Raw genomic sequence first — 17,808 nt, 5'->3', positions numbered from 1 at the left:
GAGTTCAATAATCTTACAGAAATAGTTCCAATTAACAACCCATCCTCAGGCCAACTTTGTCGCAGAACTAGTCAAAACATCCCTTACTTGGTCATGGGTCAAATTGGGATTAGCACTCAACATCAAAGCCACAACGCCAGCCACATGGGGATTTGACATAGACGTTCCACCCCGATATTCATAAGTGTTACCGGGTGTTGTCGAATACACACTAACTCCCGGTGCCACTACATAACGCATGCTGCTGTTTAAACCAGCCCGATTAGAAAAATTAGCAATATGGTCATTGTCATCGACAGCGCCAACGGATAAACCGTATTGAGTAGAATAGTTTGCTGGTTTACCAGGGTTTGAGCCACCACTATTGCCAGCAGCGCTTACAGTAATCACGTTATTAGCCGCGGCATAGGCAAGAGCATCTCGTAGCTCGACCGAATCATCCCATCCCAAACTCAGGTTAATTACCTTAGCACCGTTGTCAACAGCGTAACGAATTGCACTAGCTAAATTGCCACTATTGACAAAGAAACCGTCAGTAACCTCTCCCATCCTAATGGCCATAATTTTGGCATCATAAGCTACGCCAGTTATGCCGAAACCATTGTTCATTGCCGCAATAGTACCAGCCACGTGGGTGCCATGACCTTGGTCAGGGCTATAGTTACCGGGCATAACATTGTTGTTATTTTCGCTTTCAGCAAAGTTCCAGCCGTTGAGATCATCCACATAACCATTGGCATCATCATCAATGCCGTTGCCGGGAACTTCGCCAGGGTTCACCCAGATATTATTTACCAAGTCTGTGTGAGTAATATCCACCCCCGTATCAATCACGGCAACTGTGACTCCTTGACCAGTAAAGCCTCTAGCCCAGGCTTCAGGAGCCTTCACCTGATCGTTGTGCCAGTCGAGACCTCCCCCATCAGGAATCTCGGCAAATGTCGGTTCTCCAATTGCCGTCGCTACTGCTGTCGCTGCATTCACCAAACCATAGCCGGAAATGCTATTAAAATTGGGATTGATGGGCAGAATTTGGTTAGTTACACTGTACTGGCCAGTCGCGTTCCGATCAAAAGAAGTCACCCGCACCAGGTAATTAACGCCCTCTTCTACCGCGAAGGCAAGTTGGGAATTATAAATGAAACCCCCGTCGTCATCAGCTTCTAAGAGCTGACCCGTATTAGCATCCAGCAGTTGCAGATAGGTGTCAAACTCCGATGAATCGACATTAACCTGTACCTGCTCACCGACCGCCAGATCACTCAAGTAATAGTCATCATAGAAACTACCAGAACGCAGATAGTTATTGGGGTCGCCATTAACTAAGGTGCCAGCTACGCTCTGGTTTTTGTTCAGAGGTTGACCAGCCGTAGCAGCTTTCCCATTAATAGCCGAGTAATCTGTGTCTATTGGAGCCGGAAAGTTTAGCTGGTAAGTCTCACCCAAACTCCCACTATTGTCAAAGTCTAGAGGCTCCCCAAGCCTTGCTTCCAGTAATTGCTGATTAATATCACTCTCAGATGAGTTTAGCTGGCTCGCTGCCTCCCCAGAAGCAAGCACACCTGTTAATAAATAGTCATCCTGCCAATTTATGGTAGGGGCAGTTGCTTCGAGGGACTCCAATACAGGATGGCAAAGCTCGTCAGTAGTGATGTCACCAGTACCACCAGGATCACTCTGGGGTTGCTTTAGACAGTAGCCTAGTTCCGACTGGTCTAATAACGGTAGCCATCCTGGCGGTTGAGTTGGTAAAGAGCCGATTTCTGAAAATTTCGGAGTACTAAACATTGCTGTGCTTAGAGGCAAAATAAGGATTGAGATGCACTTAAAGTCCGGATGATTAACCTCCAGCTTCTCAGGAGCAGATTCTCATTTATGGCTTATATGAAACATTAGCGAAAAAATTGTGGAGTGTGGGTCTATGCTTGCCCCCCTGTTCACTGGAGACGCTACCCAGGAAATACCTGACAGCGGGCAGCAGTTTTTGGGATACTTACTATCTGTCGAGAGCAATCGCTCAGGATGGTAAACTCCCAACATCTTGGGTAAGTTTGAGGACAATTGATAGTTATAGGGTGTCCAATTAGCATTATTTCCGCTGAAGGAGCGATCGCTCTATGAATGAATTGAATCAACAACTGTATCAATTGGTAGACCTAGCTTGTAGTCATCCAGTAGGAAGTGTCGAGCGTCAAAAAAACTTAACCAAGATTATTCGGTTAGTCAACCGTAAGCTTTGGAAAGAAAATGCGCCCTACTATCAAGACGCTTTGCAACAGACATGGATCTATTTCTGTCAGAATCTCTGCGAAGCAAAAACAGGCCAAGCCTATGACTCTAACCGCAGCACGGTTATCACCTGGCTAAATTTCTACCTGAAGCGGCGACTGCAAGATTTCTACATAGACAACCAAAAAAAGCAAGCTAGGAGACTCACAAAAAAGATTCCCACAAGTAATTCCTCTCAAGAAATCCTTGACCCTATTGACAATCTCCCTGCTAACCCTGACATACCTCCCCTGCTAGAAGAAGTCTTAAAATGGCTTAAAACCGACCCAGGTGGTGAATTGCGTCGTACTCACATCAGTAATCATCCAGAGGTAAATTGCCAAGTTTTAATCGAGCGGCGCTTACCTCCAGAAACTAGCTGGAAAGATCTGGAAAAAGAGTTTAATTTACCAATTTCGACATTGAGCAGTTTTTATCAGCGCCAATGTTTGCCTCGCTTGCGTAAATTTGGTGAGTCGGAGGGATATCTATAGTATAGGTTCTTCAGGTTACGCTCTACTCCTTAGGCAAAAGCTCTAAAAGAAGCCCTCTAGCGGTTGAAGTGGGATGTTCTCAACGCAATCAGCGTAGCTGGTGCCTTAGGTAATTGCCATAGATCAGCCAGGGGATTCACCAATCAACAACAAGCGAGAATAAATCTATGACCTCCTACAGCAACCAACTCCCAGAATTTGCCCTCACCTTGCCAATTACCCAGATGGCAAACACCAGAGCACAGCGCTTTGCTAGTGAACAGCCTACACCGGAAAAAGTGGAGCAAGTTCGCGTAAATACCCTAGCGGTATGTGTAGTAAATGACTACTTACAAATGATGGGCATTCCCACAAATCTATCAGGGGGGGATAGTTGGAACCCAGTGATGCGCATGTTTGCCGATGTCGCTGATCTGGAACTGCCAGGAGTAGGTCGTTTAGAATGTCGTCCCTATACAGGGGATCAATCAACTTGTCATATACCGCCAGAAGTTTGGTCAGATCGAATTGGCTATTTAGTGGTAGAGATAGATGAATCTGCTTTCGAGGCAACAGTTTGGGGATTTGTTCCCAGCGTAGCCACAGAGGAGCTTTCTGTTAACCAATTGCAACCCGTTGAAGATTTGATTGCTCACTACCATCAACTGATTGAACCTGTGGCAGAGGAGACTCCTGCTGTGTCTCAGAGGACAAAAGTCAACCTGAGTCAGTGGCTGACTGATGTTTTTGAAACAGGCTGGCAAACAGTAGAAACTTTGCTTAATTCAGGAGAACCAGAGCTAGCTTTTAGCTTCAGAAGCCCTGTCAGTTCGGTAGAAATTGAAGAAGATCAGCAAGAAGCGACTCTTGTCAGACGCGCCAAATTAGTAGACTTAGGTATGCTGCTTGCCGGTCATCCTGTCGCTCTGATTGTGGAATTAAGACCAGAATCGGAACAAAAAAGAGAGATTATAATACAAGTACACCCTACTGGCAATCAAGTATACTTGCCTTCGCTACTTAAACTTACTGTCCTTGATGAATCTGGATTAATTTTCCTGGAAACTCAAGCAAGAAGCGCTGATAATTACATTCAATTGCAGTTTAGTGGTCTAGTCGGAGAACAATTCAGCGTCGAAGTTGCTCTCGGTGATGCCAGCATTACAGAAGATTTTGCGGTTTAACAAGTATTGAGTCAACACCAAGGCTTTTGTGTTTCTTCTCTCGCCGGTGTGGGTAATCTAGTTGAGGTTGTCATTTTCTCATTTTCTAGCAAAGCTCCTGGAGTACATAGACGCTAATGCTATCGAGCGATGTATTCAATTCCTCTTGCTAGAACCTTGGCAGGTAAAATAGGACAGAGCTAACATCATCTGAGTATTCTCAAGTTCACACTAACAGCCCTCCAGCCCAGATTACCTCCTGAATCCCTTAGTGGTGAACATTCTTGCTTTCACCCTGGTGTATAACAAGGAAACCCTCCACTATCAATTGCATAATCCCCTGGATAGGGGAAATAACATTGCCAGTAGAGGATTGATCCACCAAATCATCTCTTCGGAAGTGCAATGCCGTTAACTTCATCTGGAGCCGTTTTTGTGGGTAAACTAGTAGTCCTCAAGCTAGGGGATGGTAGCTTTGAGCAGGGATTTCCTGCAACCTTACAGATTGGAGACGAGAAACACCACCCTTCGCTGGAAATTACAGGCAAGCTACCACCCGCCCCAGATATTCCCCAACACTACAGTAAATGGGCTAACGCTTATCGTGGCTTAGGAATGCGCTACAGACTAGAAGCCAAGGCGGGGTTTGTCACTAACGTTTCTAAAGTTGAGAATTGCTCTACAGGTGCTCAAGCATTAAGCGTTCGCCTCAACGCTTGGCTGCGTACTGAGTCGTTTTATCCCCTCAGAGAGAAATTACTAGAGCAATTGATGCCGTCTGATGAAGTGCGCATCATCATTCAAACTGAGAATATTTTATTGCGGCGACTACCCTGGCATCTCTGGGATATCTGCGATCGCTATCCCAAGGCGGAAATTGCTTTAAGTGCGCCTATTTACGAACGGGTGGAACCAACAACACAGACTAAAACCAAGGTAAAAATCTTAGCTATCTTGGGCAATAGCACTGGTATTGATACCCAGGCAGATCGGTTATTACTAGAACACTTACCCGACGCCCAAATTAGCTTTCTTGTAGAACCGCAGCGTCAAGAACTCACAGAAGAACTTTGGCGGCAAGGTTGGGATATCCTATTTTTTGCTGGGCATAGTTCTAGTCATCACAATGGTGAAACTGGTCGAATTTATATCAATCAAACGGATAGCTTGACCATTGACCAGTTAAAGTATGCCTTAAAAAAAGCAGTTGAACGTGGTCTGAAAATTGCCATTTTTAACTCTTGTGATGGTCTAGGATTGGCAAGGAATTTAGCAGATTTAAACATCCCGCAAATCATTGTGATGCGGGAACCAGTACCTGATCGAGTTTCGCAGGAATTTTTGAAGTATTTCTTAGAAGCTTTTGCTAGTGGTGAGTCTTTCTACTTGGCAGTGCGGGAAGCCAGAGAAAAATTGCAAGGCTTGGAAGATCAATTTCCTTGTGCTACTTGGTTACCGATGATTTGCCAGAACCCCGCTATTGCTCCGCCAACTTGGCATGATTTGGGTGGTAAACACAGAAGTAACACAACTGAGGTTCCTATCTTTGATTCCCCGATAGAGATTGAGCCAAGAAAGCCTCAAATCCTCAGGGGTAAACGTGGTCTGTTAGGAGTGTTTTGTCTGAGTTTGGTTGCTACCTTTTTGCTCATGGCAGTGCGGCAGTTGGGTATGCTTCAATCCCTAGAGTTACAGGCTTTTGACCATCTAATGCGCACTAGGAAAGCCGAGGCGAATGATTCCCGTCTTTTAGTGGTCAAAATCACCGAAGCCGATATTCAGGCTCAAGATAAAGAGTCAAGACGTGGGGCATCGCTCTCAGATGCATCACTGGCAAAACTTTTGCAGCTTTTGGAGTCATATCAACCACGGGCAATTGGCTTAGATGTCTTCCGTGATTTCCCCGTAGCTGCAGAATATCCGGAGTTGGCAAAGCTTTTGCAAACTAGCGATCGCCTTATTGCCGTGTGTAAAGTTAGCAATCCCAATAATGATGATCCTGGCGTCTCATCTCCTCCAGAAGTCCCCAAGGAAAACTTGGGCTTTGCTGATGTTGTCCCGGATCCAGATAGTGTGATCCGTCGCCATCTCTTGGCGATGACTCCACCTCCTGTCTCTCCTTGTACTGCCTCCTACGCCCTTAGTAGTCAGTTGGCCTTCCGCTACTTGGCGGCAGAGGGGATTTTGCCCAAATTCACCTCTAAGGGAGAATTGCAGCTAGGTAAGACAATTTTTGAACGCTTGTCAGCAAATACGGGCGGCTATCAAAATATTGATGCCGCAGGTTACCAAATAATGCTTAATTATCGCTCTGGGCGTTCTCCAGAAAATTTTGCCCCACAAGTCACTCTCAGTGAAGTCCTTGAAGGTAAGCTTAATCCTAACGCAGTCAAAGACCGAATTGTCGTGGTTGGAGTTACTGCGATCAGAGGTAAAGATTATTTTTTTACACCCAACAGTAAAAGTATTAAAGGTGACGAGTTTTACCATAAAATGCCAGGGGTAGTGATTCACGCCCAGATGGTCAGCCAAATAATCAGCGCTGTATTGGACGAACGACCGCTATTGTGGGTTTGGCCAGAGTGGGGTGAAGCGCTATGGATCTGGGGTTGGTCAATGACAGGAGGAATAATTTTTTGGCGTTTTCAGTCATGGCAACGCACAGGGTTGGTAGTGGTTGCGCTAGGGAGCTTATACGGTTTTTGTGCTGGTCTCATAACACAAGGTGGTTGGATCCCACTAGTTCCTGCTGTGCTGGTTTTGCTATTTACAGGTAGTAGCGTAGTCACCTACATCGCGTTTCAGAGCCAACGACAGAAATCTAAATTTTTCTTTTAGTCATGAATTACCTCAAGTCACCCCAATTACAAAAAACCTTCGGAATTCTTCTAGCACTGCTAGGGATATGTTATCTCGAACCTCTACCGAGAAGTGACCTCCAACTCCCGGTGCAATCTGCTGTGGCGGGAGTATCAATGGTGACACCTCACCAGCTTCGCGGTCGGGAAGCCTCTGTTTTGTTGAGTGGAAGCAGTCTCTTGGCAAAGACTGGTAACTATCCTTTTCCTTTCCCGTTATTAGCTCAGAACCCACCACCTCCTCCTGATAGCGGCTCACCATCTCAACAAAGACCAGCAGCCGGCAGCTACTTTAAACCACCAAAATTACAACTAGACTCCTGGGGAACTGGTCAACGCCAGGGCTCGGCAAGCCGTGGTCAATACAAGTTACTTACTGCCTTGGTGCCTGTTGTTAAAGACACTTCAGATGAGGGTCAAAGGGAATCAGTATTTGGCTTAACAGCCGCTGAGCGTCCCATTTTCTGGTTCTATGTTCCTGAGCCACTCACACCCACGAGGAGTTTTGAGTTTGTACTCGAAGATAAGCAGGGTAATCAAGTCTACAAAACCTCTTTTATGAGATCTGGAGACTTTTCCGGTGTAATCGGTATTGAGCTGCCACCTACAGTAGAACCACTAGAAGTAGGCAAAATGTATCATTGGGAGTTCAAACTTTATTTAAACCGCAATCTGCCCATTGCCGTTGACGGCGTAGTGCAGCGGGTGGCACTACAGTCGGCAGTGGCAAGTAAGCTAGAGCAAGCAACGGCTCTGCAGAAGCCCGATATCTATGCTGAGAATGGTATTTGGTACGATGCTCTGACTTCTTTAGCTGAGCTACGTTGTCAAAATCCAGAAGATTCTCAGCTACTAGCCAAGTGGACTAAGTTGTTGCAGGATGTTGACTTGGCAGCGATCGCACAGGAGCCAATTATTCAGTGTTCTGACCCGGCAAAGTGACCCCTTAATCAAGAGAACATCTTTGCCGCAGTGCCTGTTGTAGCAATACTTGGTACTGCTGCTCATCAATTGTGTAAGCGCCAAAGCGATCCAAGTGGGGGTTTGCCATCTGGGCATCGAATAGTACGAATCCCTCAGATCGCAACCGCTCAACTAGCTTGACCATTGCCACTTTTGAGCCTTCGGGGATGTGGTAAAACATTGATTCACCAATGAACGCTCCGCCGATAACAATCCCTAAAATTCCTCCGGCTAACTGGTTACCCTGCCAAGTTTCAAAGCTATAGGCAAAACCGGCTTGATAAAGCTCCCAGTAAATCTTTTGCAGTTTAGGGGAAATCCAGGTAGTTTCTCGGTTAGCACAACCAGTTACAACACCTCGGAAATCACGGTTAATGTCGGTACTGAAACGCTCCTGATTCAGTACCCGACTTAGGGATTTTGGATAACGAAAGCGCTCATCTAGAGGGATGAGAGCCCGCTTACGGCTAGAATACCAACCTAAATTGCCGCTTTCATCTGCCATCAGGAAGTAGCCTTGAGCATACCCCTGGATAATTACAGGAATGTCAAACTCCATCAATAAAACTTCGGAGTTGTTCTTGTATCTTAATGTATGAAGACAAGTAGACTTTCGTTACTGATACGCTTGCTTAATTAGCAAATTGAGTCTTAATTGCTACCTAGTCAACTCCCAGACAAGCTCTCTCACATTTAAAATGATCTCAAGACTGCTGTCACATTCTCTTGCCCCATGCCTAAACCGATTCCACCAATTACGCTCCCACCTGCCCAGAATCCTCAGCAGGAAGGTGAGTGGTTGCGAGAAGCTCTTGTCAGATGGCTTGATCAAGAGTTTCTCCCAGAGCCAGCTAATCAGCAGATTGCTAACAGAGCATCTCAAATCTTCGTCCGCCAGCGGATGGAAGGGGAGAATGACGTGGGAGCGTTAGTAGTGGCGATTGTTTGCGAGATGCAGTCTTTCGATTTTCGAGAGAGTTTTTACAGTGAGTTTGCGATCGCTAATGCTGTCAGCGACCTACTCTTGCAAAGTCTTGGTATTGACCGTTGCTGTGGACAATAGGGTAAGGAGGAGGTTGTTTTCTTTTCTCTTCCTCTCAAGCACAGACTGATCAGAAGCCTAGAACAAGTTGCTTTCTTTGCCACCTGCAACCTGCTCTCCTCTGAGTTACCAGCTAGATTTTACAACCCCTGGCAGCAGTCCCTGGTGCGCCCACTCTCTGAGTACGTTGCGAGATAGTCCAAAGTCACGGTAGTAGCCACGAGGCCGACCTGTAACCCAACAACGGTTACGCACACGGGTGGGAGCACTGTTGCGTGGCAACTGTTGCAGTTTGCGATGAACCTCTAGTTTTTCAAATTGAGATGGAGCGTTTTCAAACTCTTCTTTAAGAGCGGCTCGTTTCTCAGCGTACTTCTCCACTAGCTTTTTGCGCCTTTTCTCGCGCTCAATCATTGATTTTTTTGCCATGAATCCACTAAGTTTTCCTAAATAAACTCTAACCGAAACTCCTGCCGATAAATCGGGGGATTTGATCGGGAATTGAGATCAACATACAGCCTTTTATATTATCAATAATTTTAGAAGTGATCTCACCTGCTGCTTCCTCTTCCTTCACTGCTCTGGTATTAGTTGAGAAACAAATCAGCACTAGGGCAGATCTCAGCCAAGTTACAGGCAAAACACTCTGGCTTGCGTGCCTTGCAAATCTCCCTACCATGGTAAATAAGCCGAATGGAAAAGTTTTCCCACTCTGGTAAGGGTAAAAGTGGCATCAGATCTCTCTCAATGCGGATCGGATCCGTATTTTCTGTCAGACCTAGACGCTGACTCAATCGCTTGACGTGGGTATCAACAGTAACCCCAGCATTGATGCCATAGGCATGGGCAAGTACTACATTTGCCGTTTTGCGAGCTACTCCTGGCAATTTCAGCAAATTTTCCATGCGTTTCGGTACTTTACCTCCGAACTCAGTCATAATCATTCGGCAGGCAGCTTGAATGTTCTTCGCTTTGTTGCGATAGAAACCAGTAGAACGCACCAGTTCTTCCAAAACTTCCAGTTCAGCGCTGGCAAGAGCTGCCGCATCAGGGAATCGACGAAACAACTCCGGCGTTACCTTATTTACCCGTTGGTCGGTACATTGAGCCGAGAGGATAGTTGCCACAAGTAACTGTACAGGCGTTTCGTAGTTCAGTGTGCAGGGGGCTTCTGGATAAAGTCGCTTGAGGCGAACTAAAATCTCTAGCGCTTGCTGCTTTTGGGCAGACTGCTTACTGGTAGTACTCATGATGTGCCAGTTTACTGCAAAAGGTTTTGCACCCAAACTAGATTGGCTGTATCTCGCACAATTAAGAAAATCCCTAAACCCAGCAACAGGACTAGTCCTGTTTGCATAATGTTTTGCTGGATTTCCGTGGGCAAAGGCTTACCTCGAACACCTTCAATTACCAAAAATGCCAACTGACCTCCATCAAGGGCTGGTAGAGGCAAAATATTAATAATTGCCAAGTTGATGCTGATTAGGGCCGCAAACTGAAAAAGACTTGCTGCATCCGAACGGGCAATATCTGCACCAATTTCGACAATTTTTACAGGGCCAGCTACTTGACCAGCTGTCTCGCCGAAGTTACTGATTAGTTGCCCGAAACCCTGAACTGTCAAGAGGGCAATACGCTGATATTCTTCTGCGGCGACGCCCAATATTTGGACAAAACTATCGGCACGCTCACGGACTAATTCTCCGTTAGGAGCGAGCTGCACGCCAATTTTGCCTTTTTGATCTGCTCCTGGCTCAGGGGTTAATTTAATCAACAGCGGTTGCCCGTCTCGTTTGACCTCCAGTTCTATCGGCTTATTGGCAGAATTCTGAATGGCTTTTTTCAAGGAATCAGTTGCTTTCAAACCTTTCCCCAGCTCTTGACCGTTCACCGAGAGGATGACATCTTTTGGTTTAATACCTGCCTCAGATGCTACTGCACTGCTTTCTGCAACAACTTGAGGAATGAGAACACCTGGTTGGTTAAAGCCTGGGATACCTACCGTTCCCACCTGAGCCACTAGTAGGAAGTAAGCAAAAACTAAGTTGGCAATGACACCAGCACTAATAACAATCGCCCGGTCTAAAATTGGTCGATTACGTAGCAAATTGGGGTCTTCGGGAGGAATATCACTATCAGGGTCATCATCAGGAAAACCAACAAATCCCCCTAAGGGAAAGGCTCGCACAGCATACTCTGTTTCTGGTCCCTGATATTTCCAGATTACTGGACCAAAGCCAAGAGAAAAGCGATTTGCGTAGATTCCTTGGAGCCGAGCTGCCATGAAATGACCCAGCTCATGCACTACAATCAAAACCGCTAGAACTGCGATCGCCGCCAAAATTGACATAGATAGAGATATTTAATGTTAAGGATACTCAGATGTTCTCATTGTAAGGTGTGATGTCCGACACCTGCCTATCTCCAAGGAGTCACACTAGGAAACTCCCAAGAGTAAAATTGTCACCTTTAACCTAACCTTATCTGGGAATACTGTGCCAATAACCTTTAAATCTCACAAAACTTCCCTTCCCAGATAAGGCTGCAAAACCTCCGGTACTCGGATGGTGCCATCTGGTTGCTGATAATTCTCTAGAATTGCCGCCATTGTCCTGCCCACAGCTAATCCAGAGCCATTGAGAGTATGAACAAACTGAGTACCTTTTTTGCCAGTCTCTTTGAAGCGGATGCTACCACGTCGCGCTTGGAAGTCGGTGCAATTTGAGCAACTAGAAATTTCACGGTAAGCCCCAGAAGAGGGCAGCCAAACTTCCAAATCGTAGCACTTAGCTGCGGCAAAACCTAAATCCCCTGTACAAAGTTCTAAAGTACGGTAGGGTAATTTCAAAGCTTCTAAGATTGCCTGGGCATCTTTAACCAATTGCTGATGCTCTGCCTCGGAGTTATTCGGATGAACTATTTTTACTAGTTCAACCTTATTGAACTGGTGCAAGCGAATCAGCCCCCTAGTATCTCGCCCGTAGCTACCCGCTTCGCGACGAAAGCAGGGCGTATAAGCACAGTGATAAATCGGTAGCTGAGAGGCTTGCAGAATTTCCTCTCGGTAAAGATTTGTTAAAGGGACTTCGGCAGTAGGGGAGAGCCACAAATCATCGGCGTCGCACTTGAAGCTTTCCTCGGCAAACTTTGGTAGTTGACTTGTAGCCGTCAAGGACTGACTATTGATCAACACTGGCGGCATTATTTCCAAATAGCCGGCGGCAATTTGTCGGTCGAGCATGAAACTAATCAGTGCTCTTTCCAAGGCAGCACCAGCACCAATTAAGGTAACAAATCGGCTTTGAGCAACTTTAACTGCCCGCTCGAAGTTGAGAATACCTAGCTTTTCGCCAATTTCCCAATGGGGCAGAATTTCGACGCTAGCTTGAGGCAGATATTCATCACCCCAGCGATTGACTTCCACATTCTCCAGCTCACTTTTCCCAAGAGGCGTTACAGCACTAGGCAAATTTGGTAGTGAGAGCAAGAGTGCTTCTAGTTGCACTCTCAGGTCTTTTTCCTGGGGTTCGAGTTGACTTAGAGTCGCTTTGAGTTGATTGCCTTCTTCCCGAAGTTCTTGAATTTCTGATTCCTGAGCATTAATGCCAGCTTTAATTTTCTGGCCAACGAGTTTACCAATTTCGTTACTACGAGCCTGTAACTGAGTACGCAAAGTCTCTAGTTCCCTCTGACGCTGGTTGAGGGACAAAATGGGCTGTAGGTCATATTTACCGGAACCACGCCGGTCTAGTAGCTCTTGAATCCCTTCTGGGTTGTCTCGGATTTGCTTTATGTCAAGCACGGATTTTCCTTAAACTTGGCGAGATAGCTTACGACACTAGCAATCTTGGTCACGGTGACCAAGGTAGGTGGCTGAGTTTCTCATTAGACATTAATTTTAGACATTAAGTCTAGAGGCAATTAGTCATTAGTGCTAATCGCTCACAATATTACTGAGAGCGCAATCAATTTAATCAATTAACTCAATCTGCCATATTTCCTTCTCGTAGTGCAATTAGCTAGAGCAGAGTTTTTTTGTGGAAGTCAGTTTTGTCAGTTCTAGTTTGACCTGGGAGTGGAAGTTTAGTTTTGTTATACCCATGAGATATTTATCGATTCACTCGATTAAACAGCCAAATCGAGGCAGCAATTCCCACAAAATGAGCTGTGATGCTGTTGATGTTAGCCTGCACAACCAATAGGTCTAACGGCTGCACTCTCTGAGCAGCATCGAAAATAACTCCTTGCTGAGACAAAGATGTGCCTATGATGATGCCAATTACCGCTTGGGCACCCAAAATAGTAAATAACATACCTACTAAATTGACAATCAACCCCAGCCTGATCACTTGCAGGGTATCGGCTTTACTTGGTCGCGACGGTGCGCCAGGAATTACCAACTGTCTGGAAATGCGGGTGTAACGGAAGGCTAAATAAATTCCTACGCCTAGCGTTACTAGCCCACAAATAGCAAAAAAGATGCCTAATCCAATTCCCTGGACACTGTCTTTAGCAGTACGATTGCTGCCAAAAGCGGCAAATACCAGCAAAATTACCGCCGAAACAAAGGCTAGTACTGACTGGCTCCAGAAGGTAACCCAGCCGAAGGTGCGAAGCGTCAGGGCAACTCGCTGAAGTGCTGGGGGAAGTGAAGAAATGTCAAGCTGTTCTCGCATCGGACTTGGAATTTGTGATTAATAACCTATCTCCATTTCATTCTCTTTCATCTTTTCGAGTGAGGGAGAACTCTGGCTAGTGTACTTAAAACGGCGACCAACTACTTTGACCAGAAAAAGAAATGTGAAGTATTCAGTGCATTCCAAAAAGTTTTAATTTGCCCTAATTGAGATTCAGAAAACTACGGTTGTCTGGTAGCTGTAGCGCGCTGAACATCAGCTTTTAAGTAAAAATTTCCCCACTACTCACCGATTGTATCCCGATTTTGTAGTAGTACTCCTGAATACTAGTTAAGCAGACAAAAACCAGTTGGTAGCTCTGCAATTGTGATCGTCGGCTATCTTAGCAACAGAGAGATTTTCTCTATCTCCTGTATTGCCGAGGGCAGCTTGAGAGCAACGGGTAATGGGTGCATCTACGGTCTAGCTTCTCTTTGAAGACAATGTAGTTGCTGTTGTACTTGCCATTAAGTGACTTCGCTAGAATTGATCTTGATTATTCAGGAGCGTTGCATCAGAGGTCACCGAACAGGCGATCAAATAACGCACTCCTCAAGGCTTTTCAGCTATAAAGTTTGAGGACGATTGACCACCAACGGTCGCTCGTTTTTGATAGACATCAGCAGGTGCGTTTGAGTTTTCAGGGGTATTGAAGCCGTCGTTAGTTTCAGGAAAACTCTCCCATTCAAATCCGGTTGGCTGGGATATTCAGCGAGCTATGCAGATGAAATTTGAGGATATTTATCAGTTTTTTCAAGACCCTCCTCCTAACTATCTCAATAAAGAATTAGCGGTATGTTATGTTCTGTCTGTCCTATTGCAAGGGGAATCCTATGGAACCCTATTAATCCAACAACTGGAAAGGGATTACCCAACGTATCGACTCTCTGACACTGTCCTTTACAGTGCACTGAAGTTTCTCGAAGAGGCAAAGGCGATTTCAGGATATTGGAAAAAAGTCGAAGGACGAGGACGTCCCCGCAGAATGTATCAAATTCGCCCAGAGTGGCGTAAGCAAGCGACTGAACTTGCCAGTTTATGGCGAGACTATATGACCCAAGAGCGCCAAGCTATCTAGTAATTTCTAGTAGCCTATTGCTTGCCAAGGCTCTATAACGGGAAGGGTTTGTGCCACAGAACAGGGTTGTCAAGACATGTAACTGCTAAAAAAACTAAATATTTCCGGATAAATCTAGACTTTTTGTCCAGATTCACAGCTGACCGTGGATGAGCCTCAGAAGCGGTTAGTTGGTAGTCCGACCTCAAAATTTCACCGAAAACTCAGGTGAAATAGTTAACTCCTGGCTAAAGAGCAACTTTTTTTAGGCAGCCAATGGCTATCAAATTGTAAATTAGTAGCAATCATCTGCATGTCTTTGATAAAAATCCGTGAATACAGCTACTCTCCCCTCGATATTCCTTCTGACTCTTTTGTTGGCAGTAGGTTTATTTTTCTTCATCCGAGCCTCCGTGAAGGATCGAACGCAGCAAGTAACTCTTTTGGCTCAAGAACCAGAAGAATCACTTCTAATGCGACTACAGCAATATTTTGATCAGAGAGCCTACCGGGTGGCTGCAGTCGATGCTGCTACCCATCAAGTAACATTCCAAGGCTTTGTGCGACCTAGCTGGTTCCTGGCAATTTTTCTAACCCTACTGGCGGCTTGTGGCTTCTTCTGTTTATCGCTGGTTCTTTCTTTGCTTTACCCAACGTTAACTAGTGTTTTTCTAGGATTAGTTTTACTGGCACCTGCCGCTGGAATTTTTTACTGGAAAAAAGCGGGGCGTCTTGAGCAGGTTTTCCTCAAAGTTGAAAACACGCCCACCCAAGCAGATAATCAACAAAGTCTTCTGACTGTCACTGCTCACCGAGATGAACTAACACAACTAAAACAAGCTCTCCGCCTTGAACCCTGCCCAGAGTCTTTCACCCTCTAAACAGGTCTATAGGGGAAAAGTCCCTAAAACAATAGAGGCTTCTCCTGACAGCAAAGATAGTGAAGCTAAAGATTAGCCCTACTCAAACACAATGGTGTGAGTAGGGCTAAACGATGCCCCCTACAACCAGCTTTTATCAGCGATGTATTAACCGATATGAGCTGCAACTTTAGCTGTTTCTACAGGGGAATCAAGTATTCGCAGACTAGGAAATAGAAAATGATTTTCTTCAACATATTGGGCTCCAAAAAGCCCTTTCTCTGCCCAGAAGTAACGGTCTGTAGTGTGTTCATTGCGCTTTACTAGTAGTAGAGCAGGCGGATGTATGTTTGCCGATTGAATATACTTTCGCGCTGCCGTAACTGGTTTATCTTCGCCGCTTTCGAGATTATACTGAGGCACATGCTCTAGAATCTTACGCCCTTCTTGACGACGGCGACTTTTGCGCTTGCGTCTTCTTGCCAAGCTCTTTACCTCCTATTTGTGCTGACAGTTGTAATGCTAGTTACAAAAGCCGTGCAGAATTATATCTGCTTGAGTTCAAAATATCAAATCGACTCAATGGGCGTATGCAAATCCTAGAACTACATCAGGGAAAGCGTTTGACTCATGTAAGGCAAGTATAAATAAGAAAGTTGCTACACAAAAAGTTAATATAATTAACAATGGGTAATAAATATGGCATCAGCTAAACTATTTTACCCTGCTTCCTGAACTTTTGCAGTGCAGTTAGCTGCCTTGAAGATTTGAAAAAGGTATTTATGGTAATTTTTCCGACTGGTTCGACATTATAGAAGTGGAGCCAGTATTTGGTTTCTCTCAAGAGTGCTGCCAGAGATAAGTCATCCTAACCTCATGTACATTCGAGCCAGTTCAGAATTTTTTGCACTATGTCAGTCCCAAGTAACTGTATTAACCCAAGGTATGGGAGCTGCCTTGTGTGTTGTGTATCTCACAGAAGAACTGGTAAAAGGAGGTCAGACAAAGCTGATGCCTGTGGTGGTTTATCCCGAAGCAACTGCGGTATGGCCGGAGGATCATGCTGAACTAGCTTTACCCGAGCAAGTAGACAAAATTGATAAAATTCCCCGCCTATCAAAAGCAATACCCCTGCTTCTTCCTCAGCCATCGGATGACAACCAAGAAGAAGAAGAGGTTAAAACTTTACCAAACTGGCAGGAAAATTTATTGTCGCGGCAGCGCCAAATTGTAGTGCCTCTGATTGATGAAGATGTGGTGCTTGGTTTATTAGTTACCAGTCGCGAAGACCGCTCCTGGAATGACCAAGAAAAAGCAACAATTGAAAAAATAGCTCGGACTTTAGCGATCGCCTACATCTTAGATCAGCGTAGAGCTTGGTTTGAGCAACAGCTGGCTCAGCAAGAACTATACCAAGAAAAACAACGGGATTTGCTTCATGACCTACTCCATCAATTTCGCAACCCCATGACAGCTATCAAGACGTTTGGTAAGCTGCTTCTCAAACGACTACAACCAGGGGACAAAAACCAAGAAGTTGCTGCTAGTATTGTGCGGGAGAGCGATCGCTTACAAGAGTTGCTGCAACAGTTCAGCGCTAGCATCGACTATAACCAACAAGATATAGCTCCACCTGCTCTTCCGGCAGCAATTACGGCCAAAGTCTACCCTCTGCCAACCAGGGAAAACCATCAACTGACTTATCCAACTTGCAACTCCCAACAACCCACGACTATTGAAGAATTACCGATTCTTGCCAATAAGGTCATTTCCTTAGAATCGCTTTCGGTAACCGAAGTTTTAGAGCCGCTTTTAATTTCTGCCAGGGTGATTGCACAAGAGCAAGATTTGGAGTTGCGCTCTCAAATTCCCTCTGACTTGCCTCCTGTGATTGGCAACGCCAAGATGTTACGTGAAGCGCTCAGCAATATTATTGACAACGCTCTCAAATACACGCCAGCAGGTGGTACAATTAACGTTAGAGTTGGTATTGGTCAAAAAGCACTTCAAGATAAAACCATTACCATTAGCTCTAAGTCTTCTACCAAAGAAGATGATAGTACCACTCAAGGGCAAGACCTTGTCATAGCAAAAACATCTGAACGGTATCCAGATTACTTAGCAATCTTAATTAGCGATACTGGTGAAGGTATTCCACCTCAAGACCTAAACCACCTTTTTGAACGGCATTATCGGGGTGTCCAGGCCTCAACAGAGATTCCTGGTAGCGGATTAGGTTTAGCGATCGCTAAAGAACTAGTTGAACAAATGCACGGTGCAATTGAAGTCTTTAGCCCCGCCAAACCAAAACCAATTCACCAGAATTCGGAATCTGCAACCACTAATACTCAAGACAAAGCCAGAGAAGGAACGACTTTTATTGTCTGGTTACCAGCTAGACCTTGATTGTCAATAGAAGGTTAGCAAGTTAGTAGTTTAATATTTCTA

Annotated in this window: 16 protein-coding genes; 8 read left to right on the top strand and 8 right to left on the bottom strand. The window is 45.3% G+C overall.

All coding sequences use genetic code 11. The features are described from left to right. Nucleotides 1-45 precede the first annotated feature (45 nt). The gene (locus ACT7WV_RS15505) at nucleotides 46-1,788 is read right to left on the bottom strand and encodes a S8 family peptidase (protein ID WP_445103741.1); all 1,743 of its coding nucleotides are present in this window, start codon (nucleotides 1,786-1,788) and stop codon (nucleotides 46-48) included. Between the two features lie 329 nt (nucleotides 1,789-2,117). Between ACT7WV_RS15505 and ACT7WV_RS15500 the strand changes: the two genes are divergently transcribed. From ACT7WV_RS15500 to ACT7WV_RS15485, 4 genes are all read left to right on the top strand, one after another. Then, the gene (locus ACT7WV_RS15500) at nucleotides 2,118-2,762 is read left to right on the top strand and encodes a sigma-70 family RNA polymerase sigma factor (RefSeq protein WP_445103740.1); all 645 of its coding nucleotides are present in this window, start codon (nucleotides 2,118-2,120) and stop codon (nucleotides 2,760-2,762) included. A gap of 167 nt (nucleotides 2,763-2,929) precedes the next feature. After that, nucleotides 2,930-3,925, top strand: coding sequence for a DUF1822 family protein (locus tag ACT7WV_RS15495; protein ID WP_445103739.1), 996 nt, complete (start codon nucleotides 2,930-2,932; stop codon nucleotides 3,923-3,925). A gap of 384 nt (nucleotides 3,926-4,309) precedes the next feature. After that, complete coding sequence (locus ACT7WV_RS15490) at nucleotides 4,310-6,742, top strand: CHASE2 domain-containing protein (RefSeq protein ID WP_445103738.1); 2,433 nt, start codon at nucleotides 4,310-4,312, stop codon at nucleotides 6,740-6,742. 2 nt (nucleotides 6,743-6,744) lie between these two features. Next, on the top strand, nucleotides 6,745-7,704 hold the full coding sequence (locus tag ACT7WV_RS15485; protein ID WP_445103737.1) for a DUF928 domain-containing protein: 960 nt from the start codon (nucleotides 6,745-6,747) through the stop codon (nucleotides 7,702-7,704). A 4-nt stretch (nucleotides 7,705-7,708) separates the two neighbouring features. Here ACT7WV_RS15485 and aat read toward each other — a convergent pair whose 3' ends face one another. Then, nucleotides 7,709-8,284 carry a leucyl/phenylalanyl-tRNA--protein transferase gene (aat, locus tag ACT7WV_RS15480; RefSeq protein ID WP_445103736.1) on the bottom strand — a complete coding sequence of 192 codons (576 nt, stop codon included), beginning with the start codon at nucleotides 8,282-8,284 and terminating at the stop codon, nucleotides 7,709-7,711. A 174-nt stretch (nucleotides 8,285-8,458) separates the two neighbouring features. Between aat and ACT7WV_RS15475 the strand changes: the two genes are divergently transcribed. After that, complete coding sequence (locus ACT7WV_RS15475) at nucleotides 8,459-8,788, top strand: hypothetical protein (protein WP_445103735.1); 330 nt, start codon at nucleotides 8,459-8,461, stop codon at nucleotides 8,786-8,788. Nucleotides 8,789-8,893: 105 nt separating this feature from the next. Here ACT7WV_RS15475 and rpsN read toward each other — a convergent pair whose 3' ends face one another. From rpsN to ACT7WV_RS15450, 5 genes are all read right to left on the bottom strand, one after another. Continuing rightward, the gene (gene rpsN / locus ACT7WV_RS15470; RefSeq protein WP_445103734.1) at nucleotides 8,894-9,196 is read right to left on the bottom strand and encodes a 30S ribosomal protein S14; all 303 of its coding nucleotides are present in this window, start codon (nucleotides 9,194-9,196) and stop codon (nucleotides 8,894-8,896) included. A gap of 158 nt (nucleotides 9,197-9,354) precedes the next feature. Continuing rightward, nucleotides 9,355-10,017, bottom strand: a complete 663-nt coding sequence (gene nth / locus ACT7WV_RS15465) for an endonuclease III (protein WP_445103733.1) — start codon at nucleotides 10,015-10,017, stop codon at nucleotides 9,355-9,357. Nucleotides 10,018-10,028: 11 nt separating this feature from the next. Beyond that, the gene (gene rseP, locus ACT7WV_RS15460; protein ID WP_445103732.1) at nucleotides 10,029-11,117 is read right to left on the bottom strand and encodes an RIP metalloprotease RseP; all 1,089 of its coding nucleotides are present in this window, start codon (nucleotides 11,115-11,117) and stop codon (nucleotides 10,029-10,031) included. Between the two features lie 165 nt (nucleotides 11,118-11,282). Beyond that, on the bottom strand, nucleotides 11,283-12,569 hold the full coding sequence (gene serS, locus ACT7WV_RS15455) for a serine--tRNA ligase (RefSeq protein WP_445103731.1): 1,287 nt from the start codon (nucleotides 12,567-12,569) through the stop codon (nucleotides 11,283-11,285). A 307-nt stretch (nucleotides 12,570-12,876) separates the two neighbouring features. Beyond that, complete coding sequence (locus tag ACT7WV_RS15450) at nucleotides 12,877-13,443, bottom strand: DUF3611 family protein (protein ID WP_445103730.1); 567 nt, start codon at nucleotides 13,441-13,443, stop codon at nucleotides 12,877-12,879. Between the two features lie 724 nt (nucleotides 13,444-14,167). On the opposite strand from ACT7WV_RS15450, the gene ACT7WV_RS15445 reads away from it, so the two are divergent. Next, nucleotides 14,168-14,521, top strand: a complete 354-nt coding sequence (locus ACT7WV_RS15445) for a PadR family transcriptional regulator (RefSeq protein ID WP_445105663.1) — start codon at nucleotides 14,168-14,170, stop codon at nucleotides 14,519-14,521. Nucleotides 14,522-14,832: 311 nt separating this feature from the next. Then, on the top strand, nucleotides 14,833-15,381 hold the full coding sequence (locus ACT7WV_RS15440) for a cofactor assembly of complex C subunit B (protein ID WP_445103729.1): 549 nt from the start codon (nucleotides 14,833-14,835) through the stop codon (nucleotides 15,379-15,381). Nucleotides 15,382-15,528: 147 nt separating this feature from the next. On the opposite strand, the gene ACT7WV_RS15435 is transcribed toward ACT7WV_RS15440, so the two are convergent. After that, the gene (locus ACT7WV_RS15435; protein WP_445103728.1) at nucleotides 15,529-15,846 is read right to left on the bottom strand and encodes a DUF3155 domain-containing protein; all 318 of its coding nucleotides are present in this window, start codon (nucleotides 15,844-15,846) and stop codon (nucleotides 15,529-15,531) included. 390 nt (nucleotides 15,847-16,236) lie between these two features. On the opposite strand from ACT7WV_RS15435, the gene ACT7WV_RS15430 reads away from it, so the two are divergent. Next, on the top strand, nucleotides 16,237-17,766 hold the full coding sequence (locus ACT7WV_RS15430) for a GAF domain-containing sensor histidine kinase (protein ID WP_445103727.1): 1,530 nt from the start codon (nucleotides 16,237-16,239) through the stop codon (nucleotides 17,764-17,766). The last annotated feature ends 42 nt before the right edge of the window (nucleotides 17,767-17,808 follow it).

The organism is Symploca atlantica LB2515 (genome assembly GCF_052546295.1).
This window is presented reverse-complemented; position numbering and strand designations above follow the sequence as displayed.

Coding starts and splice junctions, on each gene's coding strand:
- ACT7WV_RS15500 (WP_445103740.1), top strand. CDS start 2,118: ATGAATGAATTGAATCAACAACTGTATCAATTGGTAGACCTAGCTTGT.
- ACT7WV_RS15475 (WP_445103735.1), top strand. CDS start 8,459: ATGCCTAAACCGATTCCACCAATTACGCTCCCACCTGCCCAGAATCCT.
- ACT7WV_RS15450 (WP_445103730.1), bottom strand. CDS start 13,443: ATGCGAGAACAGCTTGACATTTCTTCACTTCCCCCAGCACTTCAGCGA.
- ACT7WV_RS15495 (WP_445103739.1), top strand. CDS start 2,930: ATGACCTCCTACAGCAACCAACTCCCAGAATTTGCCCTCACCTTGCCA.
- ACT7WV_RS15485 (WP_445103737.1), top strand. CDS start 6,745: ATGAATTACCTCAAGTCACCCCAATTACAAAAAACCTTCGGAATTCTT.
- rseP (WP_445103732.1), bottom strand. CDS start 11,117: ATGTCAATTTTGGCGGCGATCGCAGTTCTAGCGGTTTTGATTGTAGTG.
- rpsN (WP_445103734.1), bottom strand. CDS start 9,196: ATGGCAAAAAAATCAATGATTGAGCGCGAGAAAAGGCGCAAAAAGCTA.
- ACT7WV_RS15445 (WP_445105663.1), top strand. CDS start 14,168: ATGAAATTTGAGGATATTTATCAGTTTTTTCAAGACCCTCCTCCTAAC.
- nth (WP_445103733.1), bottom strand. CDS start 10,017: ATGAGTACTACCAGTAAGCAGTCTGCCCAAAAGCAGCAAGCGCTAGAG.
- ACT7WV_RS15430 (WP_445103727.1), top strand. CDS start 16,237: ATGTACATTCGAGCCAGTTCAGAATTTTTTGCACTATGTCAGTCCCAA.
- ACT7WV_RS15490 (WP_445103738.1), top strand. CDS start 4,310: ATGCCGTTAACTTCATCTGGAGCCGTTTTTGTGGGTAAACTAGTAGTC.
- aat (WP_445103736.1), bottom strand. CDS start 8,284: ATGGAGTTTGACATTCCTGTAATTATCCAGGGGTATGCTCAAGGCTAC.
- ACT7WV_RS15505 (WP_445103741.1), bottom strand. CDS start 1,788: ATGTTTAGTACTCCGAAATTTTCAGAAATCGGCTCTTTACCAACTCAA.